At 39.5% G+C, this 17627-nt stretch carries 14 protein-coding genes; 8 read left to right on the forward strand and 6 right to left on the reverse strand.

Annotated elements, in window-relative coordinates:
• Positions 1-42: 42 nt before the first annotated feature.
• From topA to J663_RS10210, 3 genes are all read right to left on the reverse strand, one after another.
• Positions 43-2679, reverse strand: coding sequence for a type I DNA topoisomerase (gene topA / locus J663_RS10200; protein ID WP_033849501.1), 2637 nt, complete (start codon positions 2677-2679; stop codon positions 43-45).
• 35 nt (positions 2680-2714) lie between these two features.
• A complete protein-coding gene (locus tag J663_RS10205) occupies positions 2715-3164 on the reverse strand; it encodes a hypothetical protein (RefSeq protein ID WP_002114763.1) in 450 nt (149 codons plus the stop codon).
• 148 nt (positions 3165-3312) lie between these two features.
• On the reverse strand, positions 3313-3690 hold the full coding sequence (locus J663_RS10210; RefSeq protein WP_017398782.1) for a winged helix-turn-helix transcriptional regulator: 378 nt from the start codon (positions 3688-3690) through the stop codon (positions 3313-3315).
• A gap of 99 nt (positions 3691-3789) precedes the next feature.
• Between J663_RS10210 and J663_RS10215 the strand changes: the two genes are divergently transcribed.
• Positions 3790-4800, forward strand: coding sequence for a zinc-binding alcohol dehydrogenase family protein (locus J663_RS10215; RefSeq protein WP_033849503.1), 1011 nt, complete (start codon positions 3790-3792; stop codon positions 4798-4800).
• A gap of 54 nt (positions 4801-4854) precedes the next feature.
• Here J663_RS10215 and J663_RS10220 read toward each other — a convergent pair whose 3' ends face one another.
• Complete coding sequence (locus tag J663_RS10220; protein WP_002115104.1) at positions 4855-5100, reverse strand: SlyX family protein; 246 nt, start codon at positions 5098-5100, stop codon at positions 4855-4857.
• 32 nt (positions 5101-5132) lie between these two features.
• Here J663_RS10220 and J663_RS10225 point away from each other — a divergent pair, with 32 nt between their 5' ends.
• The 4 genes from J663_RS10225 to J663_RS10240 all read left to right on the forward strand — a co-directional run bounded on the left by J663_RS10225 (position 5133) and on the right by J663_RS10240 (position 10312).
• The gene (locus J663_RS10225) at positions 5133-7043 is read left to right on the forward strand and encodes an ATP-binding cassette domain-containing protein (RefSeq protein ID WP_002114959.1); all 1911 of its coding nucleotides are present in this window, start codon (positions 5133-5135) and stop codon (positions 7041-7043) included.
• A 224-nt stretch (positions 7044-7267) separates the two neighbouring features.
• Positions 7268-7900 (forward strand): LysE family translocator, encoded by a 633-nt coding sequence (locus tag J663_RS10230; protein ID WP_033849505.1) that lies wholly within the window; start codon positions 7268-7270, stop codon positions 7898-7900.
• A 110-nt stretch (positions 7901-8010) separates the two neighbouring features.
• Positions 8011-8946 (forward strand): LpxL/LpxP family Kdo(2)-lipid IV(A) lauroyl/palmitoleoyl acyltransferase, encoded by a 936-nt coding sequence (lpxL, locus tag J663_RS10235; protein ID WP_033849507.1) that lies wholly within the window; start codon positions 8011-8013, stop codon positions 8944-8946.
• Between the two features lie 265 nt (positions 8947-9211).
• Entirely contained in the window at positions 9212-10312 is a 1101-nt protein-coding gene (locus J663_RS10240) for a glycosyltransferase family 4 protein (RefSeq protein WP_033849510.1), read from the forward strand.
• A 55-nt stretch (positions 10313-10367) separates the two neighbouring features.
• Here J663_RS10240 and gltP read toward each other — a convergent pair whose 3' ends face one another.
• Both gltP and J663_RS10250 read right to left on the reverse strand, forming a co-directional pair.
• Positions 10368-11654 carry a glutamate/aspartate:proton symporter GltP gene (gltP, locus tag J663_RS10245; protein WP_033849512.1) on the reverse strand — a complete coding sequence of 429 codons (1287 nt, stop codon included), beginning with the start codon at positions 11652-11654 and terminating at the stop codon, positions 10368-10370.
• Between the two features lie 698 nt (positions 11655-12352).
• Positions 12353-13462 (reverse strand): endonuclease/exonuclease/phosphatase family protein, encoded by a 1110-nt coding sequence (locus J663_RS10250; RefSeq protein WP_033849514.1) that lies wholly within the window; start codon positions 13460-13462, stop codon positions 12353-12355.
• A gap of 187 nt (positions 13463-13649) precedes the next feature.
• Between J663_RS10250 and asd the strand changes: the two genes are divergently transcribed.
• The 3 genes from asd to J663_RS10265 all read left to right on the forward strand — a co-directional run bounded on the left by asd (position 13650) and on the right by J663_RS10265 (position 17588).
• Positions 13650-14768, forward strand: a complete 1119-nt coding sequence (gene asd / locus J663_RS10255; RefSeq protein WP_016142294.1) for an aspartate-semialdehyde dehydrogenase — start codon at positions 13650-13652, stop codon at positions 14766-14768.
• A 148-nt stretch (positions 14769-14916) separates the two neighbouring features.
• Entirely contained in the window at positions 14917-16266 is a 1350-nt protein-coding gene (locus J663_RS10260) for a FimV family protein (protein WP_033849515.1), read from the forward strand.
• 59 nt (positions 16267-16325) lie between these two features.
• Positions 16326-17588 carry a hypothetical protein gene (locus J663_RS10265; RefSeq protein ID WP_033849516.1) on the forward strand — a complete coding sequence of 421 codons (1263 nt, stop codon included), beginning with the start codon at positions 16326-16328 and terminating at the stop codon, positions 17586-17588.
• The last annotated feature ends 39 nt before the right edge of the window (positions 17589-17627 follow it).

Here is a 17627-nt window from a genome sequence, read left to right on the forward strand (position 1 = left end):
AAAAAATGCTAGCTGAGCTAGCATTTTTTATTGTGGACTTAATTAGCCCTCAACCCATTTACCATTTTGATAAATTAGGCTCCATTTGGTTTGTTTACCTTCTGGAGTTTCCGAGCCTACATATTGTGATTGATTCTTACGACTGAATTTCACAACTGTCGGATTACCTTCAGGGTCTACGTCTGGTGCTTGTAAAATAAATTGATATTTAGGATCAAGCTGAGCGGCAACACTACGCAATTCCGCAACTTTTGGCGCACGTGTTTCACGAATTTTCGGGAATTTACTTGCAGCCAAGAATAAACCAGCAGCACCATCACGCAACACGAAATAGTCATCATGCTTTGTTGAGCGCAAATGTTCCATTTTGATCGGTTCTACACGTGGAGGTGCAGGCTGACCACTTTTCAAGACTTTACGAGTATTGTCACAGCTTGTACAAGCGAAATACGGACCAAAACGGCCAGTTTTAAGCTGCATTTCACCATCACATTTATCACACGGAATGGTTGGGCCATCGTAGCCTTTAATCTTGAACTCGCCTTCTTCAAGCTCAAAACCGTCACAGTCAGGGTTGTTACCACATACATGTAGTTTACGACCACCATCAATCACGTAGCTATCCATGGCTGTGCCACATTTTGCACAACGATGTTTTGACATCAAGTCTGCGGTTTCAGCACCATCATCATCAGAAAGAGCAGCTAAGGACTCAACTGGTGTTAAGTTCAAAGTACCTTTACAACGCTCTTTAGGCGGTAAGTTATACCCAGAACAACCTAAGAACACGCCTGTTGTACCTGTACGAATCTGCATTGGACGTGAACATTCAGGACAATGTACCGCTGGCACTTCAACCGGCTGGTTGCGGCGCATACCGTGCTCGCCTTGAGCATTGGTAAGACGTTTCTTGAAGTCACCATAGAAAGTATCAAGTAACTCTTTCCAGTTACGCTCGCCTGTTGCAACTTTATCGAGCTGCCCTTCTAGGTCTGCTGTAAAGGCATAGTTCATCAAGTTATTGAAACTTTCATCAAGTCGATCTGTCACGATTTCACCCATTTTTTCGGCGAAAAGACGACGGTTTTCTAACTTAACGTAGCCACGTTCTTGAATCGTAGAAATAATCGCTGCATAAGTCGAAGGACGACCAATACTACGTTTTTCAAGTTCTTTAACCAAAGAAGCTTCAGTAAAACGTGCAGGTGGTTTAGTAAAGTGCTGACTTGGGTCTAACTTCTCTAATTTTAAAATTTCACCTACTTTAATTGCAGGCAAAATAATATCGTCATCAGACTTGTTAGCACCACGCACTCGTGTAAAACCATCAAATACAAGCGTACGACCTTTTGCCTTCAATTCAACATTTGCAGCTTCAACCGTTAAAGTTGAAGATAAATATTCTGCTGGAGTCATTTGACATGCAACAAACTGACGCCAGATCAAATCATATAAACGCTGAGCATCACGCTCTACACCCGCAAGTTGATCACCTGTAAGTGCAACATTTGAAGGACGAATCGCTTCATGGGCTTCTTGAGCACCTGCTTTGTTACCATAGCGGTTTGGCTTCGCCGGTAAATATTTCTCACCAAATTGGCTTTCAATATGGGCACGTACCATGCTTACTGCATCATCACTCAAGAACGTTGAGTCAGTACGCATATAGGTAATAAAACCTGCTTCATATAGACGCTGTGCCAGCATCATGGTTTTCTTTACAGAAAAACCTAAACGTGTACTTGCAGCTTGTTGCAGCGTTGAAGTGATATATGGTGCGCTTGGATTTACCTTAGTCGGTTTATCTTCACGCTGTGCAACTTTATATTCAGCACCTTTTAAAACATCCAATAAAGCATCAGTTTCAGCTTTATTTTTTAGTTTAAGGGTCTTACCAGCTTGCTTAACTGCTTCAAGACGAATGTCATCTTTCTTGGCTTGCGTGTCTGCAAAAACTTGCCAGTATTCTTCTGGAATAAAAGCACGAATTTCTCTTTCACGCTCTACAACCAGTTTCACCGCTACAGACTGTACACGACCTGCCGATAAACCACGGGCAATCTTTTCCCAAAGTAATGGCGAAACCATAAAGCCAACAACACGGTCTAAGAAACGGCGTGCTTGCTGAGCATTAACTCGGTTTAAATCTAGGCGCGTAGGTTGTTTAAATGCTTCTTGAATGGCATTTTTAGTAATTTCGTTAAATACCACACGGTGATAACGGCTGTCGTCACCACCAATAACTTCTCTTAGGTGCCAAGCAATGGCTTCCCCTTCTCTATCCAAGTCCGTTGCGAGATAGATTGCATCAGCATCTTTGGCAAGTTTCTTTAGTTCAGCAACAACATTTTCCTTACCTGGCAGAACTTCGTAATGAGCTTTCCAACCATGTTCAGGATCAACCCCCATACGATTAACTAAAGCCTGACTGGCTTTTTGTTCTTTTTCTGCTTCAGTGAGTTTAGTCCGTGCAGCCGGCTTTTTCTCAGTTGATTTACTGCCACCTGTTGGCAAATCACGCACGTGACCTACAGAAGACTTTACAATGTATTGCGAACCCAGATATTTATTGATGGTTTTCGCTTTGGCAGGCGACTCCACAATCACTAAGGCACGTTTATGTGCAGCAGGTGCAGTAGATGCTGTGCTTTGAGATGCAGAGCGCGAGGTATTCGCCATATAAAATGTTATTCCTATACCAATAAATTTAAAAATCAGGCTTTAGCCAAGTTCAACAGATAAGCCTTCATCTCATCTAATTGTGTTGCTCTCAGGTCTGATTCCTCATCCCAATAAAGCCCTACACAGTTTGCCTGCATATCAATAGCATAAATCCCTTTTAATGCAATGGGAGAATCATTAAATTTCTCATCACCCTGAACCACTTTTAATTTGCCGTCTACAACACGAGCACGCATTAAAGATAAACGGGCATCGGGAATCAATACACTATAATAAGCAACCATGCTGGCACGCTTTTCAGTCGCCATTGGGACATGTGTCCATTCGGGTGCAACGATTACACGTGGGTGTAAACCCATTTTACGAGCTTTATCACGCATAATACCAAGTGCCTTTTCACGTGGGCTCACTCTTAAACCAAAAATGGAGCCTAGTACGAAAAGAACAATGATAACGGTAACCCAAATTCCCATATTGTCCATAGCAAAACCTATTAATCTCTTTTATTAGAGTTGCATAAGCTGACCAGAAAACGCAAGTTTCATCATAAAAATAATGCCCGATACAGGGGCAAGCTTAAAAATAGTCAGATTTCACAGTGCAAATTACGATGAGCTAACTCAAATATAATTAAGGATTCGAATTACGATCCACAAGTGTCAGCTTCCCAAATTGGTCAATATGAGCATCCCCCCACTGTTTTAAAGCAACCAGAATTTTCTCAAGACTTTGTCCCAAATCAGTCAGGCAGTATTCTACTTTAGGCGGTACCTGAGGATAGACTTCCCGATGAATAATTCCATCTTGTTCCAATTCACGTAGCTGATTTGTCAGCATTCTTTGGGTAATACTCGGAACACGCTTTCGAATTTCGTTAAACCTCAAGGTGCCTTCATTAAATAAATGCCAAAGAATGACGCATTTCCATTTCCCATCAATCAAGCTAATCGCAGCCTCCACTGAACAACCCGGAGAGCAATCAAAACTTGAGTGTCTTGCTTTTGCCATTTTACAGTATCCTTTTTGACACTATGAGCGTTATTTGTCTGTAGTCACTTATTTTAAGCTTACGTTATGATCAAACTCTCAACAAGAGGAATGATAATTATGAAAGCTGTGGCATATCAAAAAGCTGGTCCCATTACATCGCCAGAAGCACTCGTTGATATTGAACTCGATGCACCTATTGCTGAAGGACACGATTTACTTGTTCGTGTACAAGCGGTTTCAGTAAATCCTGTAGATACTAAAATTCGAAAGAATGTAAGCCCAGAGAATAATCAGTGGAAAACGCTTGGCTGGGACGCAGTAGGTATCGTTGAAGCGATTGGAGATAAAGTTTCACAATTTAAGATTGGCGATATTGTTTGGTATGCAGGTGCTTTAAATCGCCAAGGTAGTAATAGCGAATTACAACTCGTTGATGAACGCATTGTTGGCCATAAACCAAAAACTTTAGAAGCGACTGAAGCCGCTGCTCTCCCTTTAACTGCAATCACGGCTTGGGAGATGTTATTTGATCGCCTACAAGTTCCAAAGAACGCGCAAGAAAACACAACAATATTAGTGATTGGTGGAGCTGGTGGTGTTGGCTCAATCACCATTCAACTTCTTAAACAGCTGACTAACCTAACAATTATTGCAACAGCTTCACGAGCAGAAACTCAAGACTGGGTTAAGCAACTTGGAGCAGATTATGTGTTAGATCATCGTCAACCTTTAGCAGCCCAAATTAAACAATTAGGTTTAACTGCACCTTTATATGTGTTCTCGACTACTCAAACAGATCAGCATTTAGCAGACATTGTAGAGTTGATTGCACCGCAAGGCCGTTTCGGACTTATTGATGATCCTGAACAGTTAGATATCAAACCGTTTAAATCAAAGTCTGTATCTGTACATTGGGAATTTATGTTTACACGTTCAATGTTCCAGACCGAAGATATGGCAAAACAAAGTGAACTATTAAATGAAGTCAGTAAGTTGGTTGATGAAGGGAAAATCAAAACGACCGTAACGGAAGTTATAAGTCCAATTAATGCTGAAAATTTAAAACGAGTTCATCAGCAAATTGAAAGTGGGACAACAAAAGGAAAGATCGTCTTACAAGGTTTTTAAACAAAATTGAAAATATTCCCAAATAAAAAGGCAAGTATCGAACTTGCCTTTTTATTAATAGTGGGGAGGTTTATTCGTTAATGGATCAAAAGGTGCAATGCCTTCTGACAAATCCGACGATTCCACACGTTGATAAAGAAATTGCATTTGTTTTTTCAAATCAGCTATTTCTTGAGTTTGAATAGCGAGTTGTTGATTTAATTGTTCAACTAAATCATCCAAAAATGTAATTCGCACTTGCAAATCTTCAATGGGTGCGGAAAATGACGCTTGATCATCATGATATGGTGGTTTAGTCATTTAAATCCTCATTTGAGATTCTGGAAAACATTATGGCCTATATTACCCTAAGGGATGTCCAACTTGCTTTTGGCGGACCTGCCCTGCTCGATGGCGCGAACTTTAATCTAGAACGTGGCGAACGAGTCTGTTTAATTGGTCGTAATGGTGAAGGTAAGTCTACTTTACTTAAACTGATCGAGGGAAGCCTATTACCGGATTCTGGTGAAGTTTCTATTCAAAATGGTTTAACTGTTTCAATGTTAGCCCAAGACGTTCCAATGGATTCAGGTAAGGTTGCTGACATTGTGGCTGATGGTGCAGGTGAAGCTGCCGAAGTACTTAGAGCTTATCATGAAGCAACTGATGCTTGTATGCTAGGAGATATGGAAGCTTGTGACCGTATGGGCAACCTACAGCATAAGCTCGACCAACTCGACGGCTGGGCACTCGAAAACAAGGTCAATGCCCTGTTAAGTAAAATGGGACTCGATCCAAATGCAGATTTGGCAGACCTTTCAGGTGGACGTAAACGCCGTGTTTTACTCGCTCGTGCTCTTTTAACACAGCCAGACGTATTACTTCTAGACGAACCAACGAACCATTTAGATGTTGAAAGTATTGAGTGGCTAGAAAAATTCCTACTCGATCAAAATAATTTAACGCTACTATTTATTTCGCATGACCGTTCTTTTGTAGACAGTATTGCAACTCGAATTGTTGAACTTGACCGTGGCATATTACGTGGCTACGAAGGTAACTATTCACGCTATTTAGAGCTTAAAGCTCAGCAAATGGAAGCAGAAGAGAAACAAAATGCTTTATTTGATAAAAAGTTAGCTGAAGAAGAAGCTTGGATTCGCCAAGGGATTAAAGCTCGTCGTACGCGTAACGAAGGTCGTGTGCGCGCCTTAAAAGCTTTACGTGAAGAATCGAAAGCTCGCCGATCACAACAAGGCAAAGTGAGTATGGCGACTCAAGAAGCAAATCGCTCTGGTAAATTAGTATTTGATATCGAGCACTTAAGCGTATCTTATGACGACAAACCACTGATTAAAGATTTCTCTACACTAGTCATGCGTGGCGACCGTATTGGTCTAGTCGGCGATAACGGTGTTGGTAAAACAACGTTAATTAAAGCCATTTTAGGTGAAATTGAGCACGGTGGTTCTGTTAAGACTGGTACACAGTTAGAAGTAGCCTATTTTGATCAATTACGTAATGCCTTAGACCTTGAAAAGACAGTGATGGCAAACGTTTCAGAAGGTTCTGACTTTGTTGATGTAAATGGTAACCGTCGTCATATCTATAGCTATTTACAAGATTTCTTGTTTTCACCTGAACGTGCACGTACACCAGTAAAAGCCCTTTCTGGCGGTGAGCGTAACCGTATTTTGCTTGCTAAATTATTGCTTAAACCATCGAACCTGATTGTGATGGACGAACCAACCAATGACTTGGATATGGTGACTCTTGAGCTACTTGAAGAGATGCTTTCTGAATACAAAGGTACCCTATTACTCATTTCGCATGACCGTGCATTTATGGACAACGTCGTAACATCGACTTGGGTCTTTGATGGTAAAGGCAATATTGCAGAGTACATTGGTGGCTACCAAGACTATTTGCAGCAACGTCCAGATGATAAAGTCGTAGACCAAAAGTCTGATGTAAAAAAAGCTCAGGCAAAAGCCGAAGCTGAAAAAGCCGCAGCACAAAGTAACGTTAAAAAAGTCAAACTGAGTTATAAAGACCAACGTGAACTTGAGCAACTGCCTGCCGAAATCGAGAAACTGGAAGTTGAACAAGCAGAGCTTTCCGACAAGCTGGCAGATGGTTCATGGTTTGTAAGTAATGCCGATGAAGCAACTAAAGCAAGTCAGCGTCTCGCAGAAATTGAAGAGGTATTACTTGAAAAATTAGAGCGTTGGGATGAGCTTGAACAAATGAGCAAAGGAAATTAATTTGTGTTCTTTCCTACAATTTAAATAATAAAAAAGCCTCCTTAAATTAAGGGGGCTTTTTTAGAATATATAAATTTTAAAAGCACAAAAATCTATGAAAAATACATGATGAGTGATTAAATGTAGTCAGCATTAATACTTCAAAATGTCACTCTAATTGAATATAAGACTTATAAAAATAATTATGTTATATCTACCAATATAATAATATTCGAGTATTTTTCATGCTAGATCTTTCTCAAATTTTAGCATTCGGATTAATCTGCTTGGCGATGGTGCTTACCCCTGGCCCAAACATGATTTACCTTATTTCTCGTTCAATTTGCCAAGGAAAAACGGCGGGATTTATTTCACTCGCTGGTGTTGGCGTTGGCTTCGTATTTTATATGCTTTGCGCTTCTTTCGGGATTACAGCGCTTATTGTTGCAGTTCCTTATGCTTACGACACCATTCGTATTGCAGGAGCAATTTATTTACTCTGGCTAGCATGGAAAGCACTACGTCCCAATGCATCTCCTATTTTTGATATAAAACAATTATCGGTAGACTCCCCAGCTAAACTATTTTTAATGGGTTTTGCTACAAATCTACTTAATCCTAAAATTGCGATTATGTATTTATCGTTATTGCCACAGTTTATTCACCCACAACAAGGCAGTATTTTATGGCAATCCATTCAGCTCGGTACTATTCAAATTTTTGTTAGCGTCTCGGTAAATGCCCTGATTGTGCTTTCTGCGGGTAGCATTGCCCTTTTTCTTCAACAAAAACCCCTTTGGGCAAATATACAACGTTGGCTTATGGGAACGGTACTAGCTGGGCTTGCTGTTCGTATTCTTTTAGAAAATCGCCGATAACCGCGTTTTACCTCCTTATCTTAACCGCTCAATTCAACAGTGTATTACGACGATAAATTCAGTTCGTGATACACTTTTGCCAGTTTTAATTTTGAATTCTTTATATCGTTATGAGCCAAAAGCAGACTTATACGCCCGGTGAATTTCAATGGTCCTTTTTATTGCCTAAATATTGGGGTATTTGGATTGCCATTGTTTTTTTAATGCTTTTGGCTATTTTGCCGTGGGCAATTCAGTGGCGTCTGGCTCATGGCTTAGCAAATCTGGCTTGGAAATATTTAAAATCTCGCCGAAAAACGACTATTCGTAATTTAGAAGTCTGCTTTCCCGAATGGTCAGCCGAAAAAGTACAGCAACAAGCTAAGCAAGTTTTTGTAGATATGATGCTGGGTATTTTTGAGACATTAAACGCATGGTATAAGCCTTACTGGTTTAAAAACCGTGTCACCATTGAAGGCTTAGAACACATTACCAATGCTCAGGCTCAGGGCAAAGGTGTTTTATTACTGGGGACTCACAGCACGCTTCTTGATGCTGGCGGCTATGTTTGTGCTCAGTATTTTGAACCAGATGTTGTCTATCGACCTCAAAATAACCCATTGCTCGATATGCTGATTTATCGTTGCCGTGGCACCATTTATAAAGCACAAATCGACCATGATGATATGCGTGGTTTAATTCGTCACCTTAAAGATGGCGATGCCATTTGGTATAGCCCCGATCAAGACTTTGGACTCAAGCAAGGGGTGATGGCACCCTTCTTTGGTGTGCCAGCAGCCACAGTAACTGCTCACCGTCGTTTACTAAAAATCTCTAAGGCAGTTGCCGTTCCTTTATATTTTTATCGTCACGGTGATGTACAGGACCCTAAATATCATATTTTGATTGAACCTGCGGTCGACAATATGCCAAGTGAAGATGAAATTGATGATGCAACACGTGTTAATAAGATTATTGAAAATCAGCTTCGTATCGCACCAACTCAATATATGTGGTTCCACCGTCGCTTTAAAACACGTCCTGAGGGATATGAAGAGATTTATTAAGATAAAGCTGTGATAATTTTAAATTGATGACAGACACAGCCTTAATTTAAAGTGAAATTCAAATACTATCGAATAGGCAGACCTTACTTTTCAAGGATAAAAAGTAAGCAAAAATCCTTTGTTCCGCTGATGTTACTTCCTTGTAACACAGCGAAACAGCGACATCCATGTCGCTAGCACGATAGTAAATTCCGGATAATGATTTAGTTTGAAATGATGTATCTATAGATGGTCCATCTTTTATGTACGTATAAGGCAAAAAACAATGAAAGTGATGCAACTTCTCCCAGAACTCAATAGCGGTGGCGTAGAACGCGGCACACTAGAAATTGCACGTGCACTGGTTGCACAAGGCCATCAATCTTTGGTTGTTTCAAATGGCGGCCGACTAGTGTCCCAGCTTGAAGCTGAAGGTTCTACTCATTTAACGCTGCCTATTCATAAAAAATCACTTTCAAGCTTGTGGCAAATTCGTCCTTTACGCCGGCTGATTGAACAGCATCAACCCGATATTGTTCATGTGCGCTCTCGTGTACCAGCTTGGCTTACTCACTTTGCCTTAAGAAAAATACCTGCAAACAAACGCCCTCACCTCATTAGCACTGTACATGGTTTCTATTCGGTTAATCGTTATAGTGCGATTATGACTCAAGCTGAAAAAGTGATTGCTGTTTCTGACAGCGTGGTTAAATATATCACTGATCATTATAAAAACTGTCCACCGCAAGATATTGTGCGAATTTATCGGGGCATTGATCCTGCCGCTTTTCCACATAATTACCAGCCCTCAGCACAGTGGTTTAACCAAGTTTTTAATGACTTTCCTGAGCTTGAAAATAAGTTTTTACTTTGCTTACCTGGTCGTATTACACGCTTAAAGGGGCATGAAAGTTTAATTGAACTGATGCAGCAACTTCAGACGCAATATCCTCAGCTACATGCGGTTGTTGTCGGCGGTGCTGACGCCAAAAAGCAAGCTTACTTAAGTGAATTGCAAAGTACTATTCAAAGCAAAGGGCTCGCAAATAAAATTACCTTCGTAGGTCATCGCTCAGATATTCGGGAATGGCTCGCTTTTAGCGATATTGTGCTCTCTCTATCCAATCAAGCCGAAACATTCGGTAGAACAGCCTTAGAAGCGCTTTCAGTGGGTACGCCAGTAGTTGGCTGGAACCGTGGCGGTGTTGCCGAGATTTTATCAAATGTATACCCACAAGGTCTTGTTGAAGCAGAAAATGAAAAAGCCTTAATCGAGACTGTAAAAAATCATATTGAACAAACTCAAATCGTTGCTCCTGTCACTATGTTTAGCTTAAAAGATATGTGTGATCAAACACTAGAACTATACCAACGCGTTTTGAAATAACCCAATAAAAAACCCGCGATATTCGCGGGTTTTTTACAACTAAAAGAAAGCCATCTTATTTAAATGTTGCTTCATAAGCAGCAGCTTTTTCAGAGTCGTATTGTTTTTCCCATTTACTGATTACTAGTACAGCAAGTGCGTTACCAACAACGTTCAACGCAGTACGAGCCATATCCATAATACGGTCAACACCAGCAATAAATGCTAAACCTTCTACAGGAATACCAACACTACCTAATGTCGCTAATAACACAACAAATGATACTCCAGGAACACCAGCAATACCCTTAGAAGTAATCATTAATGTTACAACCAAAATAACTTGTTGGCTGATTGACATTTCAATACCGTAAAGCTGTGCAATAAAGATTGCCGCGATACTTTGGTAAAGCGTAGAACCATCAAGGTTAAATGAATAACCAGTTGGAATCACAAAGCTGGAAATTGCTTTTGGCGCACCGTAAGCTTCCATTTTTTGCATAATACGCGGTAATACTGTTTCCGAGCTTGCAGTTGAATATGCCAAAATCAATTCATCTTTTAAAATCTTAAACAAGATAAAAATGTTGATTCCGAACATTTTTGCAGTCAAACCAAGCACAACAAATGCAAAGAAGAAGATTGCACCGTAAACTAATACAACTAATTTACCTAATGGAATAAGTGAAGCAAAACCGAAGTTTGCAACAGTTACAGCGATTAAACCAAATACGCCCACTGGTGCATATTTCATGATGATGTGCGTTACGCGGAACATCGTTTCTGAAACTGCATGAAATACGTTTAGTAATGGGTCTTTAGTGGTTGCTGGTAAAGAAGATAAACCAATACCAAATAGCACAGCAAAGAAAATCACAGGTAACATTTCGCCATGCGCCATTGAACTAATAATGTTCGTTGGGATAAGCGATAATATTGTTTGAATTAAACCATGTGACTGAGACTGAACTTCTTCAGTTGTATGCTTATATTGAGAAATATCCGACTGCACCAACTGAGACATATCAATGCCTGAGCCTGGGTGGAAAATATTTGCTGCAACCAAGCCAACCAAAATAGCAATAGTCGTAATAATTTCAAAATAGAGAATGGTTTTAAAACCAAGTCGCCCTAAACTTTTCGTACTGCCAACACCTGCAATACCTAAAATCAAGGTAGAGAAAACGATTGGAATAACAATCATTTTAATCAGGCTAATAAAGATCTTACCAAGTGGGGTAAGAACATTATTCACAATACTGTCTCTGATTTCAGGCTGGTTATGTAAAACAGCCCCGACAACTATCCCTAGGATTAAAGCAATTAAAATTTGCCAAGCAAGGCTAAATTTAAAATTCTTCATAAGACAATCCTTATGCACCGCAAAGTATCAAATATGAGAGGGAGAAGAACACTAACTAAGAGTGAAACCTCAACATGTACAGTAATTTCCAAACAGAAATTTAAATGTACAAACAAATCACACCCCGCCGATCCGGCGAAGTAAAAAACAATGCCTGTTGACGATCCAACATGTCAACGATCGGCACATTCTATTGAGATTTATTAATTAAACAACCCCAATTTATCTTTAAATAAATTAAAGCCTATATTTATTCATCAATAATCTATAAAAACAAAAACTTAGATAAAAAAAATTTTGTATCTTTTTTCATTAAAAATTGCGCAGATGTACATGAAAATTTATGAAGGCTTAACGCGAATTAAATAGATTTTAAAAATAAGATAATCTTGGAAATATTTATGTGATTTGCAATAAATTTAATAAGGTATATAAAAATATCAACCCGAGTTCTGCGTCCTGCAAAACTCGGGTAAATGAGGTTGTGCTTTCAGGTTAATAATTATTTTTATCGTTTCCGTTCCAACATCTGATCCGTGATGCTATTCCATATCAGCGTTATGTATCCTTACTTGGGATTATCCATTCCCGGTTCCGTGTGCCGATGAATGTAGAATAAGGTTTTTATAATCCTCTGCCTATTCGCCCTAGACTCAAATCTTTGTACGATATTGCTTACATCACTTTTTATATTCTTTTTATTTATAAGGCTGTGCAATTTTATCAGTCACTACTTTTTCTTCGGCTTCAGCCTTTGCAATTCCTTCTTGGATGGCTCTTTGCGCCTCTTCTTCATCATCTTGAGTTTGTTCCAGTTCCTGTTGAATATGCTCAAATATTCGACCAGTCTGCAAAACCACATAGACAGGAAAATGATCAGATCCAACATGAGGTAAACGCTGCATCTTCACCAAACCGAAATCGGTACTATGGAAAATATGGTCAAGTGACCAGCGCAATAAAGGATAGTCCGCATGAAAAGTATTAATAAAATGTCGTCCAACACGCGGGTCAAGTAATCCACTAATTCGTTGAAATAACCGTGTAGTACGTGACCATGCTACATCGTTTAAATCGCCCATCACAATACAGCTTTCATCTAGATCTTTAATTTGGTCGCCCACAATTAAAAGTTCAGCATCGCGTAAAGTCGAATCCTTCGCCTCAGTTGGACTAGGTGGCTTAGGATGCAAACAATAGAGTTGAACTGGCATACCAGATCGTAAAGTCACGGTGGTATGAATGGAGGGAATTTCATCACTGAGAATAAATTTAACTTCAGTATTTGATAAAGGTAAACGACTATATAAATGCATACCGTAGAGGTTATCTAAAGGTACAGGAACGCGATAAGGATAGTCACTTTCAATCTCTCTTAAAGCATTTTCCCATGTCGTATCGCTTTCCAATGTAAGCAGCAAATCTGGTTTTAATGTCCTGATCTGTTCAAGCAATAAATGATACTTATCATTAGGAGTGAGCACATTCGATACAATTAAGGAAATCTGCTTTTGTGGATCTAATTGAGATGTCTTCACCTGTTTAACCTGTTTTTTCCAAAACAAAGTATAGGGCAAAATCATTTTAAGCTGATAGGCAATGGCAGCAATGAGCGCAGCCAGCACGACTTCACGCCAGAGATTCCATTCAGTGGGCCAAAACAGCATTCCTATAAAGGCTAAAAGACCAACAAATAGAATCTGCAACCGAGGGAAGTCGGCACCACGAAACCACCACTCATCACGAGGAATAAGTGACCAGAAACTTAACCAAATCACCAGACCAGCTAGAACTTCGATATAAATCATTGAATTTTCTCTTTTAAGATGATTTGTTTTTTAAAGTTTTTGTCATCTTTATCAATTTTGTATGTAACATAAACAAGATATTCTACTCAATAAAGATGGTGTTTTGTTTCTGTAACGCTTGCAGTTGTGGACACTTTTGATACACTCAACTCCCCCTAACAATTTTAACGCACCGAGGCAAAATGACATGAAAGTAGGTCTGGTCGGTTGGCGCGGGATGGTCGGTTCCGTCCTTATGCAACGTATGGTTGAAGAGAATGATTTTGCTCATATTGAGCCATTTTATTTCTCTACCAGTAATGCAGGTGGTGAAGCTCCTTCATTTGGTGGTAAGACTGCCCCAGCACTTATGGAAGCTACAGACATTAATAGTCTGAAGCAAATGGATGTCATTATTACCTGTCAAGGTGGTGACTATACGTCTGAAGTTTTCCCACAGTTAAAAGCGACTGGTTGGGATGGCTACTGGATTGACGCAGCTTCAACTTTACGTATGTCAGATGATGCGATCATCGTTCTTGACCCAGTAAACCTTAACGTCATCAAAGACGGATTGGTTAACGGCACCAAAACTTTCGTAGGTGGTAACTGTACAGTATCACTTATGTTGATGGGTGTAGGTTCACTTTTCCAAAACAATTTGGTGGAGTGGATGACTGCTATGACTTATCAAGCAGCATCAGGCGCTGGCGCACAAAACATGCGTGAGCTAATTACTGGTATGGGCTACTTATATAACAATACCAAAACATTGTTAGATGATCCTAAATCTGCAATTTTGGATATTGATCGTCAAGTTGCTGAGTTACAACGTGGTGAAGGTTTCCCATCTGCTAACTTTGGTGTGCCATTAGCGGGTTCATTAATTCCTTACATTGATAAGCAACTTGAAAACGGTCAATCAAAAGAAGAGTGGAAAGGTCAGGTTGAAACCAACAAGATCTTGGGTAACTCACAAATTGTTCCTATCGACGGCCACTGTGTCCGTATTGGTGCGATGCGTTGCCACTCTCAGGCGCTTACTATCAAGTTGAAGAAAGATGTGCCGCTTGATGAAATCGAAGATATGATTCGTACTTCAAACCAATGGGCGAAAGTTGTACCAAACACTCGTGAAGCGTCTATGACTGATCTTACACCTGTTGCTGTAACTGGTACTTTAACTGTGCCTGTAGGTCGTCTACGTAAACTCAACATGGGTAAAGAATATCTAGGTGCATTTACAGTGGGTGACCAGTTACTCTGGGGTGCTGCTGAGCCTTTACGTCGTATGTTACGCATCTTAGTTGAATACAAAAGCTCATAATTTGATTTGAATTATTCAGTCAAAATAAAAAGCCGATCACATTAGATCGGCTTTTTCGTAACTGGTTTGTGAAAATTTTACAATTTATTTACATTTCATTATTGTATAATTTTGAATGACTTTACGACTTATTAGGTCATGGATTGAGATGACTGTTTATAACAAATTAAAAATTGCCATTTTCACCATTATGTCTTCGCCTTCTATTTATGCGATTACATTAGACCCTATACAAATTCAGTCCGCACCTGGCGATTTGTTATATGCCGAAATGAATTTTCAACAAGCTGACCCCAACACCAATATACAAGTCAGTCTAGCGACTCCTGAAGATTTAAGCGCGTTAGGCGTAACTCATCAGCCGCCCGGAAATCTTAATTTTTATACACGCCAAAACGGTCAAGGCTCAGGGGTTATTGTGATTACCTCATCTCGCCCTGTGATTGATCCTGAACTAAATATTGTAGTAAAAATTAGTGAAGGTTCTGCTACACGTTTGCAGCATATCAAAACCGTAATTAAGCCTTCTTCTATAAAAAAGACTGAAAATAACGAAAGTACTTTGTCACCTCAGTTTATTGTCAATGAAAAAGACATTGCTCTAAATCTGCCAGAAAGTACTCGATATGCATCACCAACTTCGGCCTCAACTACAAATAATTCGAATGGTGAACACAGTCTTAATATTAACGTTGGAACAGCTCCAGCAATAAACACAAATTCATCCAATACACTTAGTGCAAATTCTTCTACTCAACTTGCTCAACAAGTTACAGCAGCTACTACCCCAGATCAGACAGAAATTAAACCAACCAGCGCTAAGACACCTACAAATAATTCACCAAAAACTCCGGTCAAAAATTTAACAGCGCAAAAGAAATCTGTACCTCAAAAAGCGCTTAACCAAAATCCTGCGAAGAAACAATCGTTACGTTCCTACAAAGGACCAACATCATCAGGTAAATATGTGGTACAGCGAAATGAGTCTTTATGGAGCATTGCTAATCGTATTGCCGCGAAAACAAAACAACCTGTTGCGAAAGTCATGCATGATATTCAAACACAAAACCGACATGCTTTTATTCAAGGTGATGTAAATCGTTTGCGTCAGGGAATCGCACTTAACCTAGCTCACTCTCCTGCTGCTAAACCTCAGCAAAACAAGTCAAAAACAGATATCGCACATACTGCAAAATCAACTTCTGGCAAAGCAAAATACCGTTTACAACAAGCCGAAATGAGTATTGTGGCTGAAAACAGTCAAAATACTACGCATGGAAGTGCTAAAAAGAGCACACAACAAAGTCAAAACAATACTGAGTTAGCAGTAAAAGTTATGACAACAAGAGAAAAAACCGTTACATTACAAAGGAATGTAACCAAACTAAATCAAACTTTACGTTTAAAAGACCAACGTATTCAACTTCTGAATGCACGTTTGGCAGAGTTACAACAGCAGTTACAAGCACAGCAACAGACTCATAAGCAAAAGCATTAAGTTAAAACCAGAGTCAGCTCGCTTTATATTGCAAATATTTATTTTTTAAGGGGAAAGTAATGTTATATGTGATTCCATTCATCATATTGCTCGTGGTCGCTGTCATTTTAAAAAAACGCGAAAATAGCCAGAAGCAAGAGTCGAATTCCCCTAAAACAATAAATAGAAAAACCAATAAAAAAGCGAACTCTAAACCAAGTAAAAACTCGCGTGAAAAAACTAAAGTAAATGTAGTTGAAGAATCTATTCCCTCTACTCCACAAAGCAGTCCTGTTCCAGACACTGTTCGTCAGAAGATTCAGCTACTTATTCAAGAAAAACAATTCTCAGCCGCTGAAGCTCAAGTCAATCAAGCGCTAAAAAAAGATAATACGCAACACGAACTTTATTTATTGCTACTTGAGATTCATATTGCACAAAAAGATGAGTTTGCAATAACTCAACTGATTAGCCATATTCGTAGCTTAGCGCTCAATGAAATAGCCATTCAAGCAGAAGCCAGACAAAAAGAATATGAGTCATCAAGACAACCAGATGCGATCGATTTCCCTCACGCTCAAACATACCAAGAGCCAAAAAATATATCTGATGCAACAGCTCAGTTTGACCAATTAACAACAAGTTCTTCTGAAACTTCTTTTGATGAATTGCAGCAAGACTATACCCCTGTAAAGCAAGAACCTGCTGTTGAAGTTGAACTTTTAGAGTTTAACTTTTCATTTGAGCAAACCACGACTACCGAAAGTACCAGCCAACCAACACAGAAATCAGAGTTATCGCCATCTCAACAAACAAATGAGCTAACTGACCTAGAGTTTTCTTTTGACTTGGCACCTCTGCATGAATCTGAGGAAAAAAACCAGACAGTAGCGGCACCAGCAGCTCAAGAGAACACCAATGCTTTGGATTTTAATCTTGAATTAACCCATGAAAATCCAGAAGTAAAACCTAATGAACAGATCTCATCATTAGATGAGCTTCAACTCGTAGAACAAGCTCCATTAGAGTCGAATTCAATAGCCCCTCTTGAGTTTTCGCTAGACGAGCCTGTATTAGTTACAGCACCAGAGATTGAAACTCAAAACCTTGTAGACCTAGTAGGCGAAGAAACTACCCCAGATCAAACTAAAGATCCCCTTGTAGAAGCTTTTCCAGAATTAAAACAGTTAGATGAAAATGAACTTGATTTAAAACTAGCTGAGCAATACATCAAGTTAGGAGCCTACCCAGCAGCTCAAGCCTTATTGGCAAGCAATGAGCAAAAATTCAACACAGAACAACAACAACGCGCGAAAAACTTACTTAATCGCATAGCTTCTTAGAACTGTTCGATTTACCATAAGCAGTCAGAGATGACTGCT

Source organism: Acinetobacter sp. 826659 (assembly GCF_000588515.1).
Taxonomy (GTDB): domain Bacteria; phylum Pseudomonadota; class Gammaproteobacteria; order Pseudomonadales; family Moraxellaceae; genus Acinetobacter; species Acinetobacter pittii.